At 34.9% G+C, this 23,135-nt stretch carries 23 protein-coding genes and 3 tRNA genes; 9 read left to right on the top strand and 17 right to left on the bottom strand.

The annotated features are described in order from the left end of the window. The first annotated feature begins 1 nt into the window (after nucleotide 1). The gene (gene fliQ / locus JYK00_RS03245; protein WP_207567260.1) at nucleotides 2-268 is read left to right on the top strand and encodes a flagellar biosynthesis protein FliQ; all 267 of its coding nucleotides are present in this window, start codon (nucleotides 2-4) and stop codon (nucleotides 266-268) included. On the opposite strand, the gene tmk is transcribed toward fliQ, so the two are convergent. From tmk to JYK00_RS03170, 15 genes are all read right to left on the bottom strand, one after another. Next, on the bottom strand, nucleotides 252-860 hold the full coding sequence (gene tmk / locus JYK00_RS03240; RefSeq protein WP_207567615.1) for a dTMP kinase: 609 nt from the start codon (nucleotides 858-860) through the stop codon (nucleotides 252-254). The two genes, fliQ and tmk, sit on opposite strands and share 17 nt — an antisense overlap. Before the next feature lie 79 nt (nucleotides 861-939). Further along, nucleotides 940-1,716, bottom strand: a complete 777-nt coding sequence (gene rpsB / locus JYK00_RS03235; RefSeq protein WP_207567259.1) for a 30S ribosomal protein S2 — start codon at nucleotides 1,714-1,716, stop codon at nucleotides 940-942. Nucleotides 1,717-1,834: 118 nt separating this feature from the next. Continuing rightward, complete coding sequence (rplT, locus tag JYK00_RS03230; protein WP_207567258.1) at nucleotides 1,835-2,191, bottom strand: 50S ribosomal protein L20; 357 nt, start codon at nucleotides 2,189-2,191, stop codon at nucleotides 1,835-1,837. A 22-nt stretch (nucleotides 2,192-2,213) separates the two neighbouring features. Then, complete coding sequence (gene rpmI / locus JYK00_RS03225; RefSeq protein ID WP_207567257.1) at nucleotides 2,214-2,417, bottom strand: 50S ribosomal protein L35; 204 nt, start codon at nucleotides 2,415-2,417, stop codon at nucleotides 2,214-2,216. Nucleotides 2,418-2,429: 12 nt separating this feature from the next. Continuing rightward, entirely contained in the window at nucleotides 2,430-2,927 is a 498-nt protein-coding gene (gene infC, locus JYK00_RS03220) for a translation initiation factor IF-3 (protein WP_323128251.1), read from the bottom strand. Between the two features lie 162 nt (nucleotides 2,928-3,089). After that, nucleotides 3,090-3,165, bottom strand: a tRNA-Lys gene (locus tag JYK00_RS03215). Between the two features lie 11 nt (nucleotides 3,166-3,176). After that, nucleotides 3,177-3,251 (bottom strand) — tRNA-Arg (locus tag JYK00_RS03210). 4 nt (nucleotides 3,252-3,255) lie between these two features. Next, nucleotides 3,256-3,330 (bottom strand) — tRNA-Glu (locus tag JYK00_RS03205). Between the two features lie 196 nt (nucleotides 3,331-3,526). Continuing rightward, entirely contained in the window at nucleotides 3,527-4,159 is a 633-nt protein-coding gene (locus tag JYK00_RS03200) for a redox-sensing transcriptional repressor Rex (protein WP_207567256.1), read from the bottom strand. Beyond that, the gene (locus JYK00_RS03195; RefSeq protein WP_207567255.1) at nucleotides 4,143-6,113 is read right to left on the bottom strand and encodes a [FeFe] hydrogenase, group A; all 1,971 of its coding nucleotides are present in this window, start codon (nucleotides 6,111-6,113) and stop codon (nucleotides 4,143-4,145) included. Before JYK00_RS03195 ends, JYK00_RS03200 begins: the two co-directional genes overlap by 17 nt. Nucleotides 6,114-6,128: 15 nt before the next feature. After that, nucleotides 6,129-8,009, bottom strand: a complete 1,881-nt coding sequence (locus JYK00_RS03190) for an NADH-quinone oxidoreductase subunit NuoF (protein ID WP_207567254.1) — start codon at nucleotides 8,007-8,009, stop codon at nucleotides 6,129-6,131. Between the two features lies 1 nt (nucleotide 8,010). Then, entirely contained in the window at nucleotides 8,011-8,484 is a 474-nt protein-coding gene (gene nuoE / locus JYK00_RS03185; protein ID WP_207567253.1) for an NADH-quinone oxidoreductase subunit NuoE, read from the bottom strand. Nucleotides 8,485-8,496: 12 nt separating this feature from the next. Beyond that, nucleotides 8,497-9,636 (bottom strand): SpoIIE family protein phosphatase, encoded by a 1,140-nt coding sequence (locus JYK00_RS03180; protein WP_207567252.1) that lies wholly within the window; start codon nucleotides 9,634-9,636, stop codon nucleotides 8,497-8,499. 2 nt (nucleotides 9,637-9,638) lie between these two features. Then, a complete protein-coding gene (locus JYK00_RS03175) occupies nucleotides 9,639-11,216 on the bottom strand; it encodes a [Fe-Fe] hydrogenase large subunit C-terminal domain-containing protein (protein ID WP_207567251.1) in 1,578 nt (525 codons plus the stop codon). A 1-nt stretch (nucleotide 11,217) separates the two neighbouring features. Then, entirely contained in the window at nucleotides 11,218-11,445 is a 228-nt protein-coding gene (locus JYK00_RS03170; protein ID WP_207567250.1) for an NAD(P)H-dependent oxidoreductase subunit E, read from the bottom strand. Between the two features lie 542 nt (nucleotides 11,446-11,987). Between JYK00_RS03170 and JYK00_RS03165 the strand changes: the two genes are divergently transcribed. From JYK00_RS03165 to JYK00_RS03140, 6 genes are all read left to right on the top strand, one after another. Beyond that, nucleotides 11,988-12,248: a hypothetical protein gene (locus JYK00_RS03165; protein WP_207567249.1), complete on the top strand. Its 261-nt coding sequence runs from the start codon at nucleotides 11,988-11,990 to the stop codon at nucleotides 12,246-12,248. Then, complete coding sequence (locus JYK00_RS03160; RefSeq protein ID WP_207567248.1) at nucleotides 12,181-12,798, top strand: nucleotidyl transferase AbiEii/AbiGii toxin family protein; 618 nt, start codon at nucleotides 12,181-12,183, stop codon at nucleotides 12,796-12,798. The genes JYK00_RS03165 and JYK00_RS03160 overlap by 68 nt, the downstream gene beginning before the upstream one ends. A 354-nt stretch (nucleotides 12,799-13,152) precedes the next feature. After that, nucleotides 13,153-13,653 carry a hypothetical protein gene (locus JYK00_RS03155; protein WP_207567247.1) on the top strand — a complete coding sequence of 167 codons (501 nt, stop codon included), beginning with the start codon at nucleotides 13,153-13,155 and terminating at the stop codon, nucleotides 13,651-13,653. A gap of 176 nt (nucleotides 13,654-13,829) precedes the next feature. Next, nucleotides 13,830-14,270 (top strand): MarR family winged helix-turn-helix transcriptional regulator, encoded by a 441-nt coding sequence (locus JYK00_RS03150; RefSeq protein ID WP_228288195.1) that lies wholly within the window; start codon nucleotides 13,830-13,832, stop codon nucleotides 14,268-14,270. Beyond that, complete coding sequence (locus JYK00_RS03145; RefSeq protein ID WP_207567246.1) at nucleotides 14,254-15,978, top strand: ABC transporter ATP-binding protein; 1,725 nt, start codon at nucleotides 14,254-14,256, stop codon at nucleotides 15,976-15,978. Before JYK00_RS03150 ends, JYK00_RS03145 begins: the two co-directional genes overlap by 17 nt. Continuing rightward, complete coding sequence (locus tag JYK00_RS03140) at nucleotides 15,975-17,819, top strand: ABC transporter ATP-binding protein (RefSeq protein ID WP_212715427.1); 1,845 nt, start codon at nucleotides 15,975-15,977, stop codon at nucleotides 17,817-17,819. The genes JYK00_RS03145 and JYK00_RS03140 overlap by 4 nt, the downstream gene beginning before the upstream one ends. A gap of 77 nt (nucleotides 17,820-17,896) precedes the next feature. Here the strand turns inward: JYK00_RS03140 and nagA are convergent, their stop codons facing one another. Beyond that, the gene (nagA, locus tag JYK00_RS03135) at nucleotides 17,897-18,961 is read right to left on the bottom strand and encodes an N-acetylglucosamine-6-phosphate deacetylase (RefSeq protein ID WP_207567245.1); all 1,065 of its coding nucleotides are present in this window, start codon (nucleotides 18,959-18,961) and stop codon (nucleotides 17,897-17,899) included. 89 nt (nucleotides 18,962-19,050) lie between these two features. Between nagA and JYK00_RS03130 the strand changes: the two genes are divergently transcribed. After that, complete coding sequence (locus JYK00_RS03130; protein ID WP_207567244.1) at nucleotides 19,051-20,268, top strand: glycosyltransferase family 4 protein; 1,218 nt, start codon at nucleotides 19,051-19,053, stop codon at nucleotides 20,266-20,268. Here the strand turns inward: JYK00_RS03130 and JYK00_RS03125 are convergent. Continuing rightward, on the bottom strand, nucleotides 20,255-21,352 hold the full coding sequence (locus JYK00_RS03125) for a glycosyltransferase family protein (protein WP_207567611.1): 1,098 nt from the start codon (nucleotides 21,350-21,352) through the stop codon (nucleotides 20,255-20,257). The two genes, JYK00_RS03130 and JYK00_RS03125, sit on opposite strands and share 14 nt — an antisense overlap. A 628-nt stretch (nucleotides 21,353-21,980) precedes the next feature. Between JYK00_RS03125 and JYK00_RS03120 the strand changes: the two genes are divergently transcribed. Then, nucleotides 21,981-23,123, top strand: coding sequence for an amidohydrolase (locus JYK00_RS03120; RefSeq protein ID WP_207567243.1), 1,143 nt, complete (start codon nucleotides 21,981-21,983; stop codon nucleotides 23,121-23,123). The last annotated feature ends 12 nt before the right edge of the window (nucleotides 23,124-23,135 follow it).

Here is a 23,135-nt window from a genome sequence, read left to right as displayed (position 1 = left end):
TTTGACTATAGAAGTTTTTATTGACGTAATGAAAATGGCTATTCAAACATTACTTACTGTGATAATTCCACCTTTGCTTATAAGTCTTTTAGTGGGACTATTAATAAGTATATTCCAGGCTGCCACGCAAATAAACGAGCAAACTCTAACATTTGCCCCGCGTATTATTGTACTATTTCTGACATTATTATTTTTAGGCGGGTGGATGCTTGAAAAAATTATTGACCTTGCCAGGAATATTCTTGAAAAGTTTATGGGGATGGTTTAAAACTTTTATAAAGATTTACAATCTCATTGTGAATCTCTTCAATAGACTTTGTACCATCTAATATATAAAAATTTTCCCTTTTATTAGCCATGCTAAGATAAGCTTCCCTCACTACTCTTAGATAATTTTCCCCTTCTCTTTCTATCCTATCTTTACTCTTGCTTTCAATCCTTCTTAACGCCTCTTTTACGGGAATATCTATATAAAAAACTATGTCTGGAAATATATTATCTGTAGCAAAAGCATTCAACTTTTCTACAACAACCTCCCCTAAATTTCTTCCTGCGCCCTGATAAGCTATGCTGGAATCTGCAAATCTGTCTGCAAGAACATAATAACCTTTTTCAAGAGAAGGCTTTATAATTTCCTCTATCAATTGAGCCCTTGAAGCCAAAAACAACAAAAGCTCACTTCTTGAATTAATACGCATTTCTTTATCTAAAAGTATTCGTCGAACCTTTTCACCAAGTATTGTTCCGCCAGGCTCCCTTACCTTTATACATTCAAAGCCCGATTTTACTAAATAATCGTAAAACAAATCTAATTGCGTGCTTTTTCCACAACCGTCTATTCCTTCAAATGCTATAAACACTTTTATCGCTCCTTTTATATTTAAATCAATAAAAATCAATAAAGCCCCCTTTAGGGGGCTTTAAACTAACCACATCTTATTACATTTCTTCCCCTTCTTCAACATCTTCTATCTCAAACAGTTCCTCTTCTCCCTCTTTCTTTTCCTCTTCACCTTCAACTTCTCCATATGCTAATCCTTCTCTTCCTTCAAGATAAGCATCAGCTATTTTTGAAGTTATCAAATGAATTGCGCGGATAGCATCATCATTTCCCGGAATAATGTAATCAATTTCGTCTGGATCACAATTTGTATCAACTATTGATACTGTTGGTATTTTCAAAAGATTTGCTTCATAAATTGCATTCCTTTCTTTTCTTGGATCAACTATATAAATAACATCTGGTATCCTATCCATGTTCTTTAATCCACCAAGATTTTTTCTCAATTTTTCAAGGATCCTCTTTAACCTGCTTTGCTCCTTTTTCGATAGGTTGTCAAACCCACCATTTGCTTCCATTTCTTCAAGCTCAATAAGCTTATCGATTCTCTGTCTAATAGTTTTAAAATTAGTTAAAAGTCCACCAAGCCATCTGTGGTTAACATAAAAAGCTCCACATCTTTCTGCTTCCTGCTTTATCACCTGTTGGGCCTGTTTCTTCGTTCCCACAAAAAGAATTGTTCCACCCTCGGCTGCTTTTTCCTTTATAAAATCATATGCTTCGTCTAAAAGTTTAAGAGTTTTTTGCAAGTCAATAATATAAATACCTTTTCTGGAACCAAAAATATAGGGTTTCATCTTTGGATTCCATCTTTGAGTTCTATGACCAAAATGTACTCCCGCTTCCAAAAGTTGTTTCATAGTTACCACTGGCACTCTCTAACACCTCCCATTTGGTTTCGAACCTCCACTCCTTTCAGCTCCAGACCGACCTACTCAAAACCCCGTTTCCTGTAGGCACCGAGGCCTGGAATCCAGGAGTGTGAGTTCTGGTTTACTTGCCAATAGCCTCTTTCGCTAAATTAACATACTCTTTGAATGCCTCAGGATCATTCACAGCAATTTCAGCAAGCATCTTCCTGTTAATTGCCACACCTGCCAGTTTTAAACCGTGAATAAGCTCGTTATATTTTAAACCTTCATTTCTTGCAGCGATATTTATTCTTGTAATCCACAACTTTCTGAAATTTCTTTTTTTCAATTTTCTTCCAACATAAGCGTGTCTTTTTGCTTTTACATACGCCTGTTTTGCGAGTCTGTACCTTCTGCTTAACGCTCCTCTATAACCTTTTGCAGCTTTCAAAAATTTCTTCCTCTTTTTCCTGGCATGAACTGCATTCTTTACTCTCATTTCTGATTCCTCCTTTCAGCTCTTATCTTTTCCCTAACATTCTTAAAACTCTTTCTTTGTCACTGGAAGCAACCTCTGTTTCCAATCGAAGTGCCCTTAAAGTTGAACGTCTTTTCTTTCCTGTCTTGTGCCATGCATAAGCATGCCTTCTCATAATTTTCCCATTTTTCGTAATTTTAAATCTTTTTGCTGCAGTTTTGTGGGTCTTCATCTTGTTTTTGGCCATCGTTTTCCCTCCTTAACTTTTAGGTTTTAGCATCATCCACATATCTCGTCCTTCAAGTTTGGGTGGTTTTTCTACACTTGCAATATCTTGAAGATCATTTATAACACGTTTCAATATTTCCTCTCCTTTGTCTGCAAAAGCCAGTTCCCTTCCCCTGAACATTATAACCACACGAACTTTGTTTCCACTTTCCAGAAATCGCTTTATATGCTTTACCTTTGTCTGATAATCATGCTCATCAATTTTTATTCTAAATTTCATCTGCTTTACTTCTATAATCTTCTGGTTTTTCTTGGCTTTTTTCTCACGTTTGGCAAGTTCATATTTATACTTTCCATAATCCATCATCTTCGCAACAGGTGGTTTCGCATTTGGAGCAACCAATATCAAATCTAATTTCTTAGAGTACGCCAGCTCCAGAGCTTCATCCGTTGGCATTATACCAATCTGCTTTCCATTAGAATCAACCACACGAACCTCCGGGGCTCTAATTTCCTCATTCTTAACTATCCTATCGATATCTTTCGCCTCCCAACAAAAATTTTAGGCGAGCAAGCGCCCGCCTATATTATACTTTCAACAAACAATTGTTCACTTAATTCCACCAACCCTTTCGCCTCTCTGGCTCAGGGTGGGAAGCCGGGCGCTTCCTCTTCTCAATTTATAAAACCCTGGTGGGCCGTGTGGGACTCGAACCCACAGCCCCCTGATTAAGAGTCAGGTGCTCTACCTGTTGAGCTAACGGCCCAGTTTTACTTGTGGTGCCCCAGGGAGGAGTCGAACCTCCATTTGCGGATTAGGAATCCGCCGTTCTATCCGTTGAACTACTGGGGCATACTGGCAGCCCCACGGGGAATCGAACCCCGACCTTCGGACTGAGAATCCGATGGACTAGCCGTTATCCTATGGGGCCACAAATGATAAAATACCATAGTAAATGATACCATAAAATTACGCTATGTCAATAGAGAACAATGCTGAATCAAATTTTTAAATACAAATTTAATTAGAAATTGTAAAACGTTTTCAAAAATAATCTTTCCAGAAATACAACTGACCCCCCGAAAATTCGGGGGATGAAAATGGGATGGTGGCCATACTGGGAATTTTTACTTTTTATCCAAAATGTGCTTTATTGTAAGAATTCCCGAACTAATGTCCTGATTCTCAACAATAACTGTTTCCGGTACATCAATAGGGACTGGCGCAAAGTTCCATATAGCTTTGATTCCTACGCCAACGAGCAAATTCGCGGCTTCCTGTGCGCTTTCTTCTGGAACACAAATAACTCCTATTTTGACTTTAAATCTCTTGACAACCCTTTCAATAGCCGATAAAGGGAGAACTGCGAGTTCTCCCACAAAACTTCCTATCTTTTTGGGGTCATTGTCAAATATCGCAACAACCTTAACGCCTAACTTTTCAAATCCAGAATATTTTGCAAGAGCACTTCCAAGGTTTCCTGCCCCGATTATTATAATGTTCTCTAATACTTCTTTACCAAACAAAAGACCAAGTTCTTTTATAAGAGAAGGCACGTGATAACCAACTTTTGGCTTTCCAGTGATATTGACATAAGTAAAATCCTTTCTCACCTGCTCTGGTTTAATATTAAATTTTTCTGCAAGCTCCTCAGAGGAAATGTATTCTGCCTCTAACTGTAAAAAATATGTATAGTATCTTTTGAGACGTTCCAAAGTTGGCTTCGGCACGTGGATAAAGCTCTTATTTGTTTTTGACATTCTCTTCTAACACCTCTTTTATTTTTTGGATATTTGCCTCGCTTATTATTCTATCATTGACCACCACATTTGGTGCTTTTCCACAATTTTCTACACAGAATGTGCCCTTTATTTCAATATTCTTTGCCCATTTTTCTTTGTTAGTCAAGTCAATTAACTCTGAAAGAATTTCATATGAACCTTTAGAGTAACAAGAAGTTCCCAAACAAATTTTTACTGTAGTTTTTTCAGACTCATCAATCGGCAGAGGTAAAATCTCAATGTCACCGTTATTAATTCTTTTTCTGTTTTTATATATCGTATGCAATGTTTCATGCGCTTCATGACTTAAAGGATGCTTTAAATATTTCTCATATAAGGATAACATGTGGTAATTTTCCGTCGGTGAAATTAAACCGTCTATTCCCACAACTTCTTTTAATATTTCAGCACGTTTCATTCTAACCTCTTTATTGTTTGGATACGGTTGGCCTCCACCACCAACACAACCAAAGTCACACGCCATAACTTCTACTATATCTACATCTAATTCTCCATTTTTAATTTTTCCTATAACTTTTTTTACATTTCCTAATCCAAATACAATCAGTCCTCTTACAGTGTTACCATCTTTCATTTTTGCTATTGTAAGATTTATACCCTTTTCCATCACATTGGTTTGTACATCCTGGATACCGAGTTCATCTTCAAGCACTCTAAGCACACTTGCAAAAACCCCACCAGTTTTTCCAAAGCTTAATCCCGCTTGTGAAGAAAGACCATATGGTCTATCGAAAGGAAGCGGGGAGACATTTTTCAAATCAAAGCCACTTGACCTTATAATTTCAGATAATTCCCTTGTAGTTATAACAATATCAACTTCTCCTTCCAATTCTTCTCTCTCTGCTTCAAATTTTTTCGCTGTACAGGGCATAATAGATACAAGGCAAATATCTTCAGGCGCTACTCCTATCTCTTTCGCATAATGCTTTTTGATTATACTTCCAAGAACTTGTTGAGGAGATTTTACGGTAGAAAGATTATCTAAAAATTCCGGGTAGTGGTGCTCAGCAAATTTTACCCATCCAGGACAACAGGAGGTAAATTGAGGCAATTTTTCGCCCTTTTCTAACCTTTGTTTAAATTCATATGCCTCTTCATATGCAACCAAATCAGCTGCAAAAGAAACATCAAATACCTTTTTAAAACCAATAGATTTTAAAAAATTAACTATTCTTCCTGCAACAACAAGATCATTTTCCAAACCTAACTCTTCCTGTATTGATGCTCTAACTGCCGGTGCCATCATTGCAATCATATATTTCCCTTCTTTCATTGCCTTGTACACTTTTTCTATGTCGTTTCTAAATGTAAGCGCACCAGTTGGACAGTGAGTCACACACTGACCGCAAAGCACACAGTTTGTATTTACAAGCTTTTCACCAAATGCTGGCATTACTTGAGCTTCAAATCCTCTAAATGCAAAATCTATTGCGCCTATAGATTGAACTTCTTCACAAACTCTTACACAATCTCCACAGAGAATACATTTTGAATTATCCCTTATTATAACCGAAGAATAATCAATTATATTTGACTTATCTATATTATCAAACCTAACCTTCCTGATTCCAAACTCCTCTGCATACCTTTGAAGTTTACAATTCCCACTTCTATCACATGTAGTGCAGTCTCTATTATGTGATGCAAGTAAAAGTTCCAGGATTCCTCTTCGCATTTCATATATTTCAGGTGTATGTGTTTTCACGTTCATTCCTTCATAAGGTTTAATCGAACAAGAAGTTGTTATCTGTCCATCCACTTCAACAAGACACATCCTACAGGCTCCATAAATGGAAGTTTCAGAAAGATAACACAAATTTGGTATTTCTATTCCTATTTCCTTTAATGCTTCCAGAAGGTTTCTTGCATTCTCATTAATAATGGTTTCTTTACCATTTACAATTATTTTCACTTCAATCGCCTCCTGTTATACCAATTCTATTGCATTAAACTTACACTTTTCAAAACAAATTCCACATTTAACACATTCCCCCTGGTCAATAACGTATGGCTTACCCCTTTCACCGCTTATCGCATTTTGTGGACATGCCCTTGCACACAAGCTACAGCTCTTACATAGTTCAGGATTTATAACGTACTTTCTCAAAGCAGTACACGTTCCCCCTGGACATTTACCGTTAATGTGTTCTATATATTCATCTCTAAAGTGCTTTAAAGTACTTAAAATCGGATTTGGGGCAGTTTTTCCAAGGCCACAAAGAGAAGCAGTCTTTATTATATTTGCTAAGTATTCTAAATTTTCCAGATCTTCTTCTGTGGCTTTACCTTGTGTAAACTTTTCTAATATCTGGTACGATTGCATGGTACCCTCTCTACATGGAACACATTTCCCACATGATTCCCTTTTTGTAAAATCCAGGAAAAAGCGCGCAACTTCGACCATACAACTATTCTCAGTTATAGCAACTATACCTCCGGAACCTACCATGGCATCAACGGATTTCAACGTGTCGTAATCAAGAGGCAAATCGAAGTATTTTTCTGGTAAACAAGCCCCTGAAGGTCCCCCAATTTGTATTGCCTTTAATTTCCTACCATCAGCTGTACCACCACATATATTTTCAAGAACATATCTTATAGTTGTTCCAAATGGAATTTCTATTATACCCGTAAGTTTAAGTGGCCCCGTTACAGAAAACATTTTCGTTCCAGGCGATTTTTCCACACCGTTTTGTCTGTATTTTTCAACACCATCCCTTATTATCTTTGGAACATTTGCATACGTTTCAACATTATTTATCAAAGTTGGATATCCCCATAAACCTTTCTGCGCCGGGAAAGGAGGCCTTGGTCGCGGAACTCCTCTTCTTCCTTCTATCGAAGCAAGAAGTGCAGTTTCTTCACCACATACAAAAGCACCTGCACCTTCTTTCACCTCTAAATCAAACGAAAAGCCCGTTCCTAAAATATTTTCGCCTAAAAGTCCGTAAGCTTTGGCATCTTCTATTGCTTTATTAAACATCTCAACTGCAATGGGATATTCTGCACGAATGTAGGCGTAGCCCTTTTGAGCACCAACTGTGTATGCGGCAATTATCATACCTTCAAGCACAGAATGAGGATCCCTTTCAAGCAAAGTTCTATTCATAAATGCTCCTGGGTCACCTTCATCAGCGTTACAAACGACAAATTTCTTATCTCCTCTGGAATTATAAGTAAATTCCCATTTTAAACCTGTTGGAAAACCACCTCCGCCTCTTCCACGAAGGCCTGAAGCCTTTATTGTCTCAATTACATCTTCTCTTTTCATTGAAAATAAAACTTTTAAAAGTGACTTATATCCTCCCCGTCCCATGTAATCTTCTATTTTTTCACATTCACTTGTTCCAATTCCTTCCATTACATAGAACGTCTGATTTTTAAAAAAGGTAGCATCTTCAAGCCTCATAACTTTCTTTCCTGTTACAGGATCAGTTAATAAAAGTCTTTCTATTACTTCCCCTTTCTTAATGGTTTTTTCCACAATTTCTTCTACATCATCCAATGTAACATGGTGATACGTAATACCTTCTGGTGTTATTTTCACAAGTGGTCCGAGCGAACAAAGTCCGCAGCAACCAGTTTTCTTAACCAATGAATGGTCTGTATCGTCATCAACAGTTTCAACTTCTACATTTAATCCTTTTTCCTTAATCATTTCTATAAACTTTTTGTATACTTTTCTTGAACCATTTGCTGTACAACCTGTTCCCACACACACATATATCTTTTGCTCCTTTAATCTTTCTTCTCTTAATTTTTGCTGTTTTTCAATATAGTCAAATGCTTCACTTATTGTTTTAAACATATTATCTCTCATCTCCTTCTTTAAGATTTCTCAATATTTCTTTCGTCTTCTCAGGGGTTAACTTCCCGTACACCTCTCCGTTTATAACCATTGCTGGTGCAAGGGCACACGCTCCCAGACAACCCACTTTATCCAAACTAAATTTCAAATCCTGTGTTACCTCTCCAGGTTTTATTTCCAATTCTTCTTCAATTGCCTTTACAAGACTCATAGAACCTTCCATATGGCAAGCTGTACCGTCACATATGAGTACTGTGTATTCACCTTTTGGTTTCAAAGAAAACTGAGCATAGAAGGTTGCAACTCCAAATATCTTCGCAGGAGGTATATCAAGTGAAACCGCTATATAGTTAACTACTTCCTTGGGAATATATCTGTATTCTTTCTGAACATCAAGTAGTATCTTAATGAGATTCTTCCTTTCATAATCATGCTTTTTCAAAATCTCTTCAACTTTATCAAACGTTCTTTCCACTAAAGTCACCTCCTAAAAATACTCAATATTAATAATTTTTTCCTTTTTTTCAAGTATTTTGGCAATATCATGAATAAGCCTGAATTTCAACGAAATATCATGAGCAAAAAGAGGGTTTTGATGAGCTGGATTAATTGCTCGTCCAACAAGAAAATTTATTATGTCTGCCCATTCAAGCAGGTTAATTAATTTCTTTGCACCAAGTCCCAGCTCTTGTATTTGATTTTCATAAAACCTGAACACCTGAGTAAGCGTAATAATTCCTTCTGTAACAAGTTCAACTCCATCCATATAACCTACAGGAGGTGAATTTTTAGAAATATTCCTTATATCTATGTCTATCTTCTTTCCTGTTATTTTCTCAACAATTTTTCCGGTTGTACCACCGCATATTACCTTTTTCCCCCGCGAATTTAAAAGCTTATTAACTACCAATTCATCGTTTTTTTCATCCTCAGGTGGTCCCACCATTATCGTCAGAATCCTTTTTTCCCTTATCTTTAATCCTGCAATTAACGCGTCATCACCCTTGGTGTTTTTATCCAATTTTTTTGCAATATTGATCATATGATTTACTATATTCTTATGCTCTATTTTGTTTTTTAAAAGGTTGGAAAGTTCAAACTTTATGTTTTTTTCTCCAAATCCAAAAGGAAAGTTCTCCGTTCCCATACCCGCCTGGGAAATGCCATCAGTCATTAAAAAGATTGAATCTCCCACATCAATTTCAATTTCACTGACATAAAGCTTTTTATTATTTACTTTTCTTTCTATTTTCTTTAATGGAATCAAATTCTCATTTTTAAAATAAAAAATTAAAGGAAATTCATATTCAAAAATAGTACATCTTTTACTTTTATAATCCACAAGGCAGGTTGCAAGAGTAGAATAGCTAATTTTTCTAACTTTACAAGTTGGCAGTGTTGTCAAAATTGATTCAAAAACTTCTTCTATTGGAACATTGTTAAAAACCATAGTACTTGCCATCGTTGATGTTAGTGTAGACAATATATTTGCCTTTACCCCGCTTCCAAGTCCATCTGAAACACTCACAACACACTTTTCTTCGTTTTTTCTTATCTTAATCGAATCGCCACATACCCATTCGCCTTTTTTACTTTTGGAAGCGTAATGCACCTCGCAAGTAATCATTTCTAATCCTCCATAAATTTCTTAAATTCCATAAAATGTGATTTTGTTTCAGCAATAGATTCACCCAAAAGCCCCGATATTTCCTGCGCAAGAAGCATCTGTTTATTTAAAACCTCTTCAATCTTCTCGATAGTTTGTCTTTTTAACTTTCTTATCTTTTCCTCCTGTTCCAGTTGCTTAGTTATATCAGTCAAAATAAACACTTCACCGCTATCTTCTGGTAAAAGAAATCTTTTTGTTATAAATTTATATACCTTTCCCTGTATTTCAATCCCTTTAAGTTCGTTATCTTTTAGCTCTTTAATAATCTCCCATACTTTTTTATTCGACAAACTCATAAACCTTAATCTTGCAACTTTGTTTTTGTATGTAATTTGATTATTTTGCGAAATAACAATTAAATTCGGAGTTTCCTCCACAACCATATTACTCACGCTTGATACCTTTTCTATAAGATAAGTTATGCACATTTCCTTCTCAGCTTTCCCTGCTAAAACAGCTACAGCTTTTTCCCTGCAGGTGTCGTAACCACACGCGCTACAATTTAATTCCTTTGATCTATCAGTCTTTCCCATGGAAAAAAGGACTTTTTCTATTTCTTCATCCGAATAATTTTGCTTAATCTGTTTATTTTCAAATTCCCTATGCAAATCTATCTCTAATTCAAGTTCCTTGACACTTTTTGGAAGTTTTTTAATGCTATTTATCAACTTTACTTTCTTTTCGAGTATGCTAATATCTTTTCTTGTAGCTGGTCCTTCAATACACCCTCCCACACACGCGGACATTTCTACAAAATACTTGCTATCAAAACCCTGGAACTTATCAAGAAATTTTTTTATATTATCAATTCCCTCTATTGATATATAGCTTTCAAAGTTTTCTGAAACAGTTTTAATTATTCCACCAGAAACAGGATAATACCTCGCATAATGTGGATAAGGTTCATCGGGAAACCCTTCACAATCTAACACTTCTTCCTCTAAAAATTCTTCAAGCTCTTCAAATGTCAAAACAAGATCAAAGTGTTTTTCCAATTCCCTTTTTTTTGCTATACAGGGACCTATAAATACTTTTGGAATATCTCCAAATAATTTCTCAAAAAGTATTGAATGAGCAACCGCGGGAGAAACCACCGGCGCTAAAAACTGCCTTTTTTCTGGATAATATTTTTCAAAAAGTTCAACTACAACAGGGCATGATGTTGTAATAACAGGATGAGGCATTTTTGCATATTCATCAGACACATATTCAGCGCCAAGAGATGTTTCGCTTACAATAGCACCGCTCTTTTTTAAAAATCCTATAACTTTGAAAGGTTCATCAAAATGAGAGAAAAAAGATGGAGCAATTGAAACCACAAACTTGCCTCCAAAAAACTTTGAAAGTTCAGAAACATCCCTCACATAGCTTTTTGCATTCTGAGGACAAATCTCAATACATTTTCCACATAATATACATTCATCATCAATAACCGTTGATGTGTTATCAGAAAACGAAATTGATTTGACTGGACAATTTCTAAGACATTTATAACAATATTTACAATTCGCTTCGTTTGAGAAAATATATTTTTCCATCCTACTCCCCTTCTTTTATGAATTTTTTCACAATGTTCTTAACATTCTCAGGGGTTACATTTGAAAACAGCTTCCCATCAATTTCTATGTTTATTCCTCTTTCGCACTTCCCAAAACAAAGCGAGCCTAAAAGCTTTAAATCTTTAATACCCAACTCTTTAACTTTTTCTACTACCTGGTAAGAACCTTTTAAATGACACGAACTTCCCATACATATCCTGATAACCACACTCTCACCTATCGTGAAATAATTAACGTTATTTTTTTCACAATTATTTTAACGCGAAATTTTCGGGTTGTCAATATTAATAAAGCCCTGGATCTCTATCAAGAAATCGGAATGACAACATCTTTCCCTGTCATCCCGAGGAATGTAATGACGAGGGATCTTTTCCTTATTGTCATCCCGAACGAATGTGAGGGAGATGTCATCCTGAGGAACGAAGTGACGAAGTTTTTTTCCTTACTGTCATTCCGAGCGAAGCGAGGAATCTTGTTTTACCAACCTCGCCAATCTCGCTAATCTCTCAAGATCCTTCGCACTTTGTGCTCAGGACAGGTCTTGCCAACACTCGCCAATTAAGATTCCTCACCCTTCGGGTTCGGAATGACAAAAAAAAGAGGTCATCCTGAGGAACGAAGTGACGAAGGATCTTTTCCTTATTGTCATTCCGAGCGAAGCGAGGAATCTTGTTTTTTACCAACCTCGCTAACCTCGCTAATATGCCAACTCTCGCTGAATTATGATATAATCATTGTGAGGTGATGAATATGAATTACAAATGGGATGGATGTAGTGGAGAAGAAACTATAATCAGAAAAATGCTATTAGGTGATATAGATGAAATCAGAATACTTTTAAGAGATATAGGTAAAAAAAAATTAAAAGAAATATTCCTGAGAAATAATCATAGATTTTATAAAGAGAACAAGACATTCTGGCAGTTGATTCTGGAGGTTACTGATGAAGAATTTAAAAGAAAAGCAAAGGAAAACTTTAGAAATACTTCTATCCTTAGACATTTTATCTGACTTTTATCTTGCCGGTGGTACATCGTTGCTCATAAAATATGATCACAGACCTTCCGAAGATTTTGATTTTTTTCTCTTTCCTGAAAAAAGTTTCAAATTGGATATTTATGAAAAAAGCTTACAAAAATATCATCTTGAAAACTTCAAAATTATTTATAAAGATAACGGAACTTTGCTGTTTACTTTGAATGGTGTAAAAGTTTCTTTATTTCATTATCCTTATTCTCTTTTAGAAAAGCCAGGAAAGATTGATGGAGTTTTTATAGCCAGTGATAAAGATATAGCTTGCATGAAAGCCAGTGCTATAAGCAGTAAAGGTTTAAAGAAAGACTTTTTTGATTTATGGATCTTGATTCAAATTCATAACTGGGAACTAAAAGATTTAATAAATATGCTCAAAACAAAATATAAAGAATACAATACTTCTATTTTTGTTAAGTCTTTAACATATTTTGAGGATGCCGAGAAAAATAAAGACTTTCAAATAATCGAAACAAATTGGGATAAGATTAAAAAATTTTTTAGAGACTTTGTAAAGAGCCTTTATTAACATCTAATCGGTCCACGAAAAAAGCTTTCCTATTTTTAGATGCAAAAGCACCAATCTAACCAGCTCTCGCTTGCCCAACCAATCTCGTTAAATACAAGATTCCTCACCCTTCGGGTTCGGAATGACATGGGTGGAAGGTCAACCTCACCAACCTTCGCTAATCTTGCTAATCTCGCCAACTCTCGCTACTTTTTCTGTCATCCCAAGGAACGAAGTGACGAAGGATTTTTTCTTTATTGTCATTCCGAGCAAAGCGAGGAATCTTTTTTTACCAACCTCGCCAATCTTGCCAACTCTCGTCAATTTTGCTTTTTAAATATAAATTTGATATACTAATACTCAGGAGGTGAGAGTATGAAAAGATTTGTAGGTATAGTTATTTTATTATTGGCGTCTATCTCTGTGTTCCCTTTTTTTATAGGCACAGAGGTTCTAACAATGCCTGATCTCCCATTTTACGAATACCCTATGCCAGTAGCTGAGATTTTTGGACGTGTTGATTTTGGAATGATATATTTCATGCTCCCTGTAGGCAGTATTAACGAGGATGGTTCTGTATTCATAGTACAGAACATCGATATGGAATATTTAAAAAGATTCCTTGGAGCAGGAATAGCCTTAAAACCAAAGTTTTCAGAAAATCTTTACATGAGAATAGCAACTGATGCTCCTATCGTTGAATGGATAAGAACTCAGCAATTTGATCGTATAGACCTGAAAATAGGAATCGGGTTAAAACTTGGAATATTAAACGCAGAAGCTGGTGTAGTAGGAAGACTCAAAAAATTACCAGACAACACCATAGGTATGAAAATGGGTGATTTATACTTCGCAGCGCTGGGATTGAGTTTTTAGTTTTAGGTATAGCTAAGATAATCTCTCAAAATTCGACAACAAATTATACTGCAATTAAGGTAAAATAAGGTTTTAAACTTTGCCCCATATCCGGGGCAATTTTTATTGACAAAAAAATAATTTGATGTAAAATTGTTTTACGTCAAACTATTTTAAAGGGAGGTTCGATAGATAATATGAATTTTTCTCAAATATTTGTTTTGCTCACAGAACTTGAGAAAATTAAATTTCAGATTCTGCGAAATGAGATGAAAAATTACGGCGTTCATCCTGGACAGATTCCTTTATTGTTTATTGTTAATAAAAACCCTGGAATTTCCCAGACTGAAATATCTGAAAAAATACATGTTAACCCTTCAACAGTTGCTATTATGATACGAAGAATGGAAAAACATGGATTAATTCAGAGAAAAAGGTCCGAAAAGGACAGGAGAGAATTTCAAGTGTTTTTGACTGAAAAATCAAAAGAGCTAATTACAAAGATTTATGAAAAAATGAAGGACTTTGAGGAAGTAAGTTTAAAGAATTTTTCGAAAGAGGAGATAGAAAACTTTGAAGCACTGTTGAAAAAGATGATCATTAACCTGGAGGCGATAAAAAATGATGAAAATTTTTAAGTATTTAAAAAAGTATACTTTTTTGATAATTATTGCCATCACATTTGTCGTGTTTCAAGGACTTACTAATCTATATCTTCCAGATTTAATGTCTGATATAGTGAATTCGGGAGTTGTTCGTGGCAATGTTGATTATATAGTAAATGTTGGACTGAAAATGCTACTCGTCACATTATTAAATGTCGCTGCCGCTATTATTTCAACTTATTTTGCTGCAAAAGTCGCTATGTTACTTGGCAAAGATTTAAGAAGCATGGTTTTTACGAGAGTAATGAATTTCTCACTTCATGAGATAGATAAATTCGGGACATCAACCCTTATTACCAGAAACACAAACGATATAACACAGATTCAAACAGTGATATTTATGATTTTAAGATTAGTGTCTTTGGCGCCTGTAATATCCATTGGCGGTACAATAATGGCAGTTTCTAAAAGTCCCAAACTTTCAACGGTTTTGCTTGTGGCTATACCGGTAATGAGCTTGGCAGTGTATTTAATTGCGAAATATACTATGCCGCTATTTAGATCCATGCAGAAAAAGCTGGACACTTTAAACAGAATTTTAAGAGAGAATCTTACAGGTGTGAGAGTTATTAGAGCATTTGCCAAAACGAAATACGAGAAAAAACGGTTTGAGAATGCAAATGAAGATTTAACTCAAACAGCATTGAAAGTTAATAGGATTTTTGCTCTTGTTTTCCCACTAATTATGTTAATTATGAATTTTACAATAATCTTTTTGATATGGTACGGGGCAGTCGAGGTAGATAAAAGTGCTTTACAAGTGGGAGATATAATGGCTGTTATGCAATATGTTCTTCAAATAATGTTTTCGTTTATCATGATTTCTATGATCTTTATATTCTTACCCAGAGCATCAGCATCAGCTGAAAGGGTTTATGAGGTAATCAACTCTAAAACAAGTATTAAAGACCCCGAAAAGCCAATGAAGCCGTTAGGAAATGGAAAAATAGAATTTAAAAACGTTACTTTTTATTATGAACAAGCAAAAGAACCAGCTTTAAAAGATATTTCTTTTGAATCAAAGCCTGGAGAATTTATAGGGATAATTGGAAGTTCTGGTTCGGGAAAAAGTACACTTGCTAATTTACTGTTAAGGTTTTACGACGTTACTGATGGGGAAATATTGATTGATGGAGTTGATATAAGAAAATTATCTCAAAAAGAACTTCGAGAAATGATTTCGTTAGTCCCTTCAAGGCCTGTGATTTTTTCTGGAACAATTGAAGAAAATGTAAGAATTGGAAAAAAAGATGCCACGGAAGAGGAGATTGTAGAAGCTTTGAAAATAGCTCAAGCCTGGGAGTTTGTTTCGAAGTTACCAGAGGGAATAAAGACTCATGTTTCTCAAGGAGGAACCAATTTATCCGGAGGACAGAAGCAAAGACTTGCAATAGCAAGAGGAATTATTGGAAGGAAAAATATTTATATCTTCGACGATAGCTTTTCTGCCCTCGATTTCAAAACAGATTCCAAAGTTAGAATGGCGTTGAGAGAGAAATTAAAAAATTCAACAGTTTTTGTTATTTCGTTGCGAGCGGCAACAATTATGAATTCTGACAAAATAATAGTTTTAGATAAGGGTCAAATTGTTGGATTGGGAACTCATAAACAGTTAATGAAAACCTCAGAAGTGTATAGAGAAATTGTTTTTTCACAGCTATCGAAGGAGGAGATAGCGTGAATGGAAATAAATCAACAAAAAGACTGCATGGACCTCGTGGACCCCTTGGTGGTGTCGTGGAAAAACCTAAAAATTTCAGAAAATCCTTTATAAGACTAATGAAATATTTAAAACCATATATTATTCCTTTACTTATTGTTTTTGCACTTGCAATCACTGGAACTATTTTAAATATCAAAGCACCAAAGATTTTAGGACAGGCTATAACCAAGATTTTTCAAGGATTTCTTGCAAAAAAAATATTTCCTAAGGCCAAAATAGACTTAGATGGTGTATTAAGTATCCTGATTAAAGTTAGTATCTTGTACGGGCTGTATTCTTTGTTCATGTACATACAGCGATATATAATGGCGGGTATTTCTCAGAAAGTTGTAAAAAAATTAAGAACGGATATAATGGAAAAGTTAAATAAATTACCTTTAAAATTCTATGACTCTAAAACACATGGTGAAATTTTAAGTAGAGTTACAAATGATGTTGATTTAATCAGTAATACTTTAAACCAGAGTTTAACTCAGTTTGTTACTTCAATAGTTAGTATTGTCGGAGTTACGATAATGATGCTTACTATAAGTCCTCTTCTAACGTTAGTAACACTGGTGATCTTACCCTTGAGTGCTGGAATCATTGGATTCATAATAAAAAAATCCCAGAAGTATTTTAAAATGCAACAAAAATCAATAGGTGATGTAAACGGGCATGTGGAAGAAATGTTTGGAGGGCTTGTAGTTGTTAAAGCATATAATAAAGAAGAAGAAAGCATAAAAGCATTTGAGAAGTATAATGAAGAGTTATATAACGCGGCGTGGAGAGCCCAGTTTGTCTCAGGAATCACCATGCCTTTGATGAGATTTGTAAGTAATTTAGGTTATGTAATAGTTGCTGTTGTTGGCGGAATTATGGTAACCAGGAGAACCATTGCACTTGGAGATGTTCAGGCATTTATACAATATTCAAATCAGTTTTCTCAACCAATCGCTCAAATCGGAAGTATTTTAAATATGATTCAGTCTACTGTTGCTGCGGCGGAAAGGGTTTTTGAAATTCTGGATGAAGAGGAAGAAATCCCTGATTCCAGGGACGCTGTAGAATTAAAAGAAGTAAGAGGAGATGTAAGTTTTGAACACGTTTACTTTAGTTACAGCCCTGATAAAAAATTGATGGAAGATTTGAATATAGATGTAAAAAGCGGACAAACAATCGCGATAGTTGGTCCAACAGGCGCAGGTAAAACAACCCTTGTGAATCTGTTGATGCGTTTTTATGAAATTCAAGGTGGAAGAATTACTATTGATGGAATTGATATTAGAAAAATTAAAAGAGATAACTTACGTAAAACTTTTGGAATGGTCCTACAAGATACATGGCTGTTCAATGGAACAGTTAAAGAAAATATAGCATACGGCAAAGAAGGCGCAACTGACGAAGAAATCATTGAAGCGGCCAAAAAAGCGCACGCACATCACTTTATTATGGCACTACCTGGAGGTTACGATGCGGTAATTAATGAAGAGGCTTCAAATATTTCTCAAGGTGAAAAGCAGTTAATTACCATTGCAAGAGCTTTTGTTGCAGATCCAGACATATTAATTTTAGATGAAGCAACAAGTAATGTTGATACCTTAACGGAAAAACTTATTCAAAAAGCTATGAAAAAGTTAATGCACAGCAGAACGAATTTCGTTATAGCTCACAGATTATCTACTATTGTTGATGCTGATTTGATTTTGGTAATGAATGAAGGTCAAATTATTGAAAAAGGAACCCATAAAGAGTTAATGGAGAAAAACGGTTTTTATGCTGATCTTTATAAAAGCCAATTTCTGGGGGCATTTGTTTAGATAATTATTTAACCCGGCTCCTATGTTGTACATGGGCCGGGTTATCTTAATTTTGTTGGATTTTTTATTGAGTGATTTTATAACACAGTGTCAACTATTTCCAGATTTTCATTGAGAAGTACAAACCTTGCTAAAAAACCTTCTTTTATCCTTCCGGCATTTTTTATTCCAAGATTTACTAATGCGTTGTAAGAGCTAACTTTTGAAAGCTCTTTGAGACTGCATTTTGTATATTTATAAAAATTTCTCACACCGTCTAAAAATCGCAAAACACTTCCAGCAAGTGTCCCTGTTTTAAGCTTTGCCATTCCATCTTTTACAGTTACTTCAAGTCCACCTAAATTATATTTACCATTGTTTAATCCTGTTGCCACAATACTATCTGTTACAAGAATTATATTTTCAGCTCCTTTGATTTTATAAACAAACTTCACAAAATCCGGGGATGTGTGGATTCCATCACATATCATTTCAACTTTGAAATCAAAAAACAGGCCAGCACCAGTTCCTCCTAACTCTCTATGATGTATACCCCTTAAAGCATTGGGAAAATGGGTTATTCTATCAATTCCCATTTCAAACGCTAACTTCATTTCGGAAAATGTAGCATTCGAATGCCCTATGGAAATTTTTATATTGTATTTCTTTGCAAATTTGACCAACTCTCTAAATCCTGAAATCTCAGGCGCTGCGGTTATGATTTTCACATAATCTTTGACTAAATCCGGCAAATTATGGTTAAATCCACAAATATATTCAGGATTTTGCGCGCCGGCTTTCTCTTTATTAATAAAAGGACCTTCAAGATGTAAACCTGCAAGTGACGGACAATTTGCTTTTGAAAAATTTTTTATAACTTTCTCAAGCATTTTAAAGTCTGAAGAAACAGTCGTTGGAAAAAGATACGTTACACCATCTTCTAAAGCAAAATCTGCCCACCTTTCAAAATCTGCTGGTAAAGCTGACATAGCATCTATTCCCTTAAGACCATGTGTATGCGTATCTGCAAAACCAGGCATCAGTATATATTTCCACGTACAACTCCTTTTTTTCACATTTGTAATCAATCCATTTTCGCATTCAACACTTCCCGTAAATTCGCCATCTACTGGATCAACAATAAGAACATTTTCAAAAAGCATTTTTCCCAGCTCCTTACTATTTTCAATATCCCTGTTATAATAATACTATAAAAATACACCATATTTTCAGAACATCTGGAGGTCAAAAGATGAACATAGCTATCTTAAATCATTACGCCAGCACACCAGATCAAAGCAGCGGAGAAATAAGACATTTTGAACTTGCAAAAAGATTTGCAAAAGATGGAAACCAAATACACATTTACATAGGAGATTATTCCCATCTTGTTGGTGATTATTGGCATAACATAAAAGGAATGTTATTTGAAGAAGAAAGCGTTAAATTCAAGGTGATAAAAACAAGAAAATATACAAAAAATTCTCTGAAAAGATTTTTATCTTCGTACGATTACTACAAAAACGGAAAAAAAATTATAACCAATGAAAAGTACGACGTTATAATCGCCTCTTCTCCTCATCCATTTACCTGGAGTCTTGCTTATTACTACAGCAAAAAATTAAAAACACCCTTTTACATTGAAATAAGAGATGTCTGGCCAGATGATCTTGTTTCACTTGGAAGTTTGTCTTACTCTCACCCTATTGCAAAAGTTTTTGATTACATGTGCAAAAAATATTATCCAGAAGCAGCAGGGATAATTTCATTAATTCCTGACTTATCTTTCCATTTTAAAAGGTTAAATACTAAAGTAAAAAATTACATATACATTCCAAATGGCATTGATACAAAATTTTTTGAAAAAATTATAAAATGTCAATCAGTCGACAAAATTATACAAAACATCCCAAAAAACACAATAAAGATAGCCTTTATTGGTTCTATGGTTGAACACAACGGTGTCAAAGAAACAATTGAATTGATAATTAATGTAGCACCGGAACTTTCTAAAAATTTCTCTTTTATTTTTGTTGGCCCTGGGCAAGAAGATTACATAAATTCTCTAAAATCCTTGGCAAAAAATTCGAGAAATATATTTTTCTTTGAACCTATCCCAAAAAAGTGTGTCCCACACCTTATGCAAAATGTAGATGTCTTACTTTTTACATTATCTGAAAATCAAATGAATTCTCCAGCTATAAGTTCTTTTAAATTACTGGATTATATGGCATCAGGAAAACCTATTTTGAGTGTTGACATTGAAGGACTATTATTTAAAAAAACAAACGGAGCCATATTTTTTAAAAATGGTAATCAAAAAAGCTTTGAAAAGGCTCTTAGCAAGCTACTAAAAACAAATCTAAACGAAATTGGAAAAAGAAACAAAGAATTCATTCAAAAGAAAAGAAATTGGGATAGATTGTATAATGAATTATCTAATTTCATTAGAAATACTATAAATCAATGACAAACTCCACAAAGCGACTTTCCTTTTTTTCATCCCATACAAAGTAACTTTTGTATCTATTAATATTTTCAATGAGTTTTTGATAATTTTCATACCCATCCAATATTTTTTGAACACTACCATCAACATCCCCAGGATCAATTACTATTCCCAATCCTTTTTCTTCAACATCTTTTACCATAGAAACAAAACTTTTTTTAACAATAACAGGAGTTCCAGCAGCTATAGAATCAAAATATTTATGCGGTAGAGCAAACAAATCGTTTTTATAACGCTCATTTTCTATAGTTTTATAAGAAATAAGAGAAAACATACACTTTGAAAGCTCGTCCATCATTTCTTCATAAGGCAAGAAACTTGTGTATTTATGGGGAACATCTGAGAAACTTATATCATCCATTCCTATGATTTTAAAACTAAAGCCATGATTGATAAGTTTTTTAATAATTTCCTTTTCCTGCGTAATATCTCTTTTCACTTTACCAACAAAACATATTTCCTTTCTTTTATATTCGGATTTAACCTTTATATCTGCATAATTTGGAACTATCAAATAATTCTTTTTCAAAGAAAGTGTATTATAAATATCTTCCATTGCCTCTTTTGAAACAAAAACATGACCGTCAGAGTAAAATAATTGCTTTTTGAAAATTCTCCACAGGATACTCTCTTTCACTATCTTCACAAAACCCCTAAGCTCTGCCAAAAAATTTTGCGGATGGTATTCATGAATGTCATATATAACCTTCTTACCCCGTTTTTTTGCTATTTTAAAAGGCTCAACAGGCATACTTGCAAGAAAATGATGCATATACAGAATATCATATTCATAGAAACTTATCATTCTGAGTATTTGCTTATCCAATGTCCTTCTGTTAACCAACTTTTTTAAAGGATTAGCTTTTACATCTTCTTCGGAATAAACAGGTACATATTGAATATTTCCTTCGCTTTTGCTCTTCTCAAAGAAATTATCCGTCCAATATTGATAGATCACCTTTGCTTTTTTAGATAACGCCTTAACAGTTCGAAAAACCCTTTTATCACCTTTTGGATGCATGTAACCTATAACCAATATGGTAATCATTTTGTTATCCCCCTAAAGTATGTAAAATTATCTAAAAGCTTCCATTTTATTTTAACACGTAACAATTTTTTATTGAAAAACAATAAAAAATCATCATATCGAAACTTCTATTAACTCTCACTAATTTTGCTAATCCTCATTAAATTCAAAATTCCTCACCCTTCAGGTTCAGAATGGCAACCCTTTTCCTGTCGAAAGTGACGAGGAATCTTTCCCTTTTGTCATTCCGAGCGAAGCGAGGAATCTTGTTTTTTTACTAATCCTCGCTAATCTTGCCAAACTCGCTAAATTCAAGATTCCTCACCCTTCGGGTTCGGAATGACATGAGTGGGGTAAGACTCCTCGCCTTCTCGCTCCTCGGAATGACACCCCTTTTCCTGTCATCCCGAGGAATATTCCTCTCTTGTCATCCCGAGGAACGAAGTGACGAGGGATCTTATTCCTATTCCAAACACACGCGAGAAAGCTGTCATCCTGAGGAGCGCCAGCGACGAAGGATCTTATTTTACTAACCCTCGCTAACCTCGCCAACTCTCGCCAATCTTGCCACCATTACTAATATTGGTTAGTTTAACGAATTATATGTTATAATAAAATTATCACAAAGTGTTGGGAGGGTGAGAAAATGGTACTTTTAAAAGGTGGACATATATTTCCAATAACAAAAAAAGCGTTTATTGGTGATATTCTTATTGAAAACGGAAAAATAAAAAAAATAGGTGAAAATATTGACGATTCAAACGCTGAAGTAGTGGACGTAAAAGGAAAATTTATTTTTCCAGGCTTTGTGGATGCACACTCTCATATAGGCCTTTTTGAAGAAGGTGTTGGAGAATTTTATTACCAGGATGGAAATGAATACACTGATCCTGTAACAGCTCATGTGAGAGCTATCGACGCTTTCTATCCAGGAGATTCAGCTATTAAAAGAGCTCTTTCTGGTGGTGTTACAACTGTTATGGTAGTTCCAGGAAGCGCTAATCCTATAGGTGGGCAGGGAGCCATCTTAAAATTCAAATCAAATATTGTAGATGAAATGATACTAAAAGAACCCGCGGGTTTGAAAATGGCTTTTGGAGAAAATCCCAAACGCGTTTATGGACAAAAAGGTAAACTCCCTTCCACGAGATTAGGTGTAGCCGCGGTAATAAGAGAGTATTTCTCAAAGGTTAAAGATTATATGAGAAGACGTGAGGCAGATCCTGACAAAACACCTATAGATTTTTCATTAGAAATAGGTGTTAAAGTTTTAAAGAAAGAAATCCCAGCTCGCTGTCACGCTCACAGAGCAGACGATATAGTAACGGCTATAAGAATAGCAGAAGAATTTGGTTTTGAACTTGTTATAGAACACGCAACAGAAGCCTACAAAATAGCTGATTTTATTAAACAAAAGAATATTCCTGTTGTTCTTGGCCCATTGTTTGGGTTTAGAACCAAGCTGGAACTTGTTGATCTAACTTTTGAAGCCATAAAGATTATAAACGAGAAAGGTATACTTGCATCACTCATGTGTGATCACCCCGTAATTCACCTTGAACATACCAATATTCAAGCAGCTACCGCTTTAAGATATGGTGCAAATGAAGAAGACCTTTTGAAAATGATTACCATAAACGCAGCTAAAATACTCAAAATAGACGATAAAGTAGGCTCACTGGAAGAAGGAAAAGACGCAGACATAGTCATATGGAACACCCATCCATTTGACTTTAAAGCAAAAGCAGAAAAAGTCTACATTGAAGGCGAATTAGTTTACGAATCATAAGCTTATATCGTA

This window comes from Thermosipho ferrireducens, assembly GCF_017358165.1.
Classification (GTDB): domain Bacteria; phylum Thermotogota; class Thermotogae; order Thermotogales; family Fervidobacteriaceae; genus Thermosipho_B; species Thermosipho_B ferrireducens.
Note: the sequence above shows the minus strand (reverse complement) of the source record. Positions and strands in the feature narration are given on the sequence as shown.

Bases quoted from the DNA above. Each gene is read 5' to 3' on its own strand.
- rplT (WP_207567258.1), bottom strand. From the start codon at position 2,191: ATGAGAGTAAAGAATGCAGTTCATGCCAGGAAAAAGAGGAAGAAATTT.
- rpmI (WP_207567257.1), bottom strand. From the start codon at position 2,417: ATGGCCAAAAACAAGATGAAGACCCACAAAACTGCAGCAAAAAGATTT.
- JYK00_RS03200 (WP_207567256.1), bottom strand. From the start codon at position 4,159: ATGTCAAAAACAAATAAGAGCTTTATCCACGTGCCGAAGCCAACTTTG.
- JYK00_RS03190 (WP_207567254.1), bottom strand. From the start codon at position 8,009: ATGTTTAAAACAATAAGTGAAGCATTTGACTATATTGAAAAACAGCAA.
- JYK00_RS03180 (WP_207567252.1), bottom strand. From the start codon at position 9,636: ATGATTACTTGCGAGGTGCATTACGCTTCCAAAAGTAAAAAAGGCGAA.
- JYK00_RS03175 (WP_207567251.1), bottom strand. From the start codon at position 11,216: ATGGAAAAATATATTTTCTCAAACGAAGCGAATTGTAAATATTGTTAT.
- JYK00_RS03165 (WP_207567249.1), top strand. From the start codon at position 11,988: ATGAATTACAAATGGGATGGATGTAGTGGAGAAGAAACTATAATCAGA.
- JYK00_RS03160 (WP_207567248.1), top strand. From the start codon at position 12,181: ATGAAGAATTTAAAAGAAAAGCAAAGGAAAACTTTAGAAATACTTCTA.
- JYK00_RS03155 (WP_207567247.1), top strand. From the start codon at position 13,153: ATGAAAAGATTTGTAGGTATAGTTATTTTATTATTGGCGTCTATCTCT.
- JYK00_RS03150 (WP_228288195.1), top strand. From the start codon at position 13,830: ATGAATTTTTCTCAAATATTTGTTTTGCTCACAGAACTTGAGAAAATT.
- JYK00_RS03145 (WP_207567246.1), top strand. From the start codon at position 14,254: ATGATGAAAATTTTTAAGTATTTAAAAAAGTATACTTTTTTGATAATT.
- nagA (WP_207567245.1), bottom strand. From the start codon at position 18,961: ATGCTTTTTGAAAATGTTCTTATTGTTGATCCAGTAGATGGCGAATTT.
- JYK00_RS03130 (WP_207567244.1), top strand. From the start codon at position 19,051: ATGAACATAGCTATCTTAAATCATTACGCCAGCACACCAGATCAAAGC.
- JYK00_RS03120 (WP_207567243.1), top strand. From the start codon at position 21,981: ATGGTACTTTTAAAAGGTGGACATATATTTCCAATAACAAAAAAAGCG.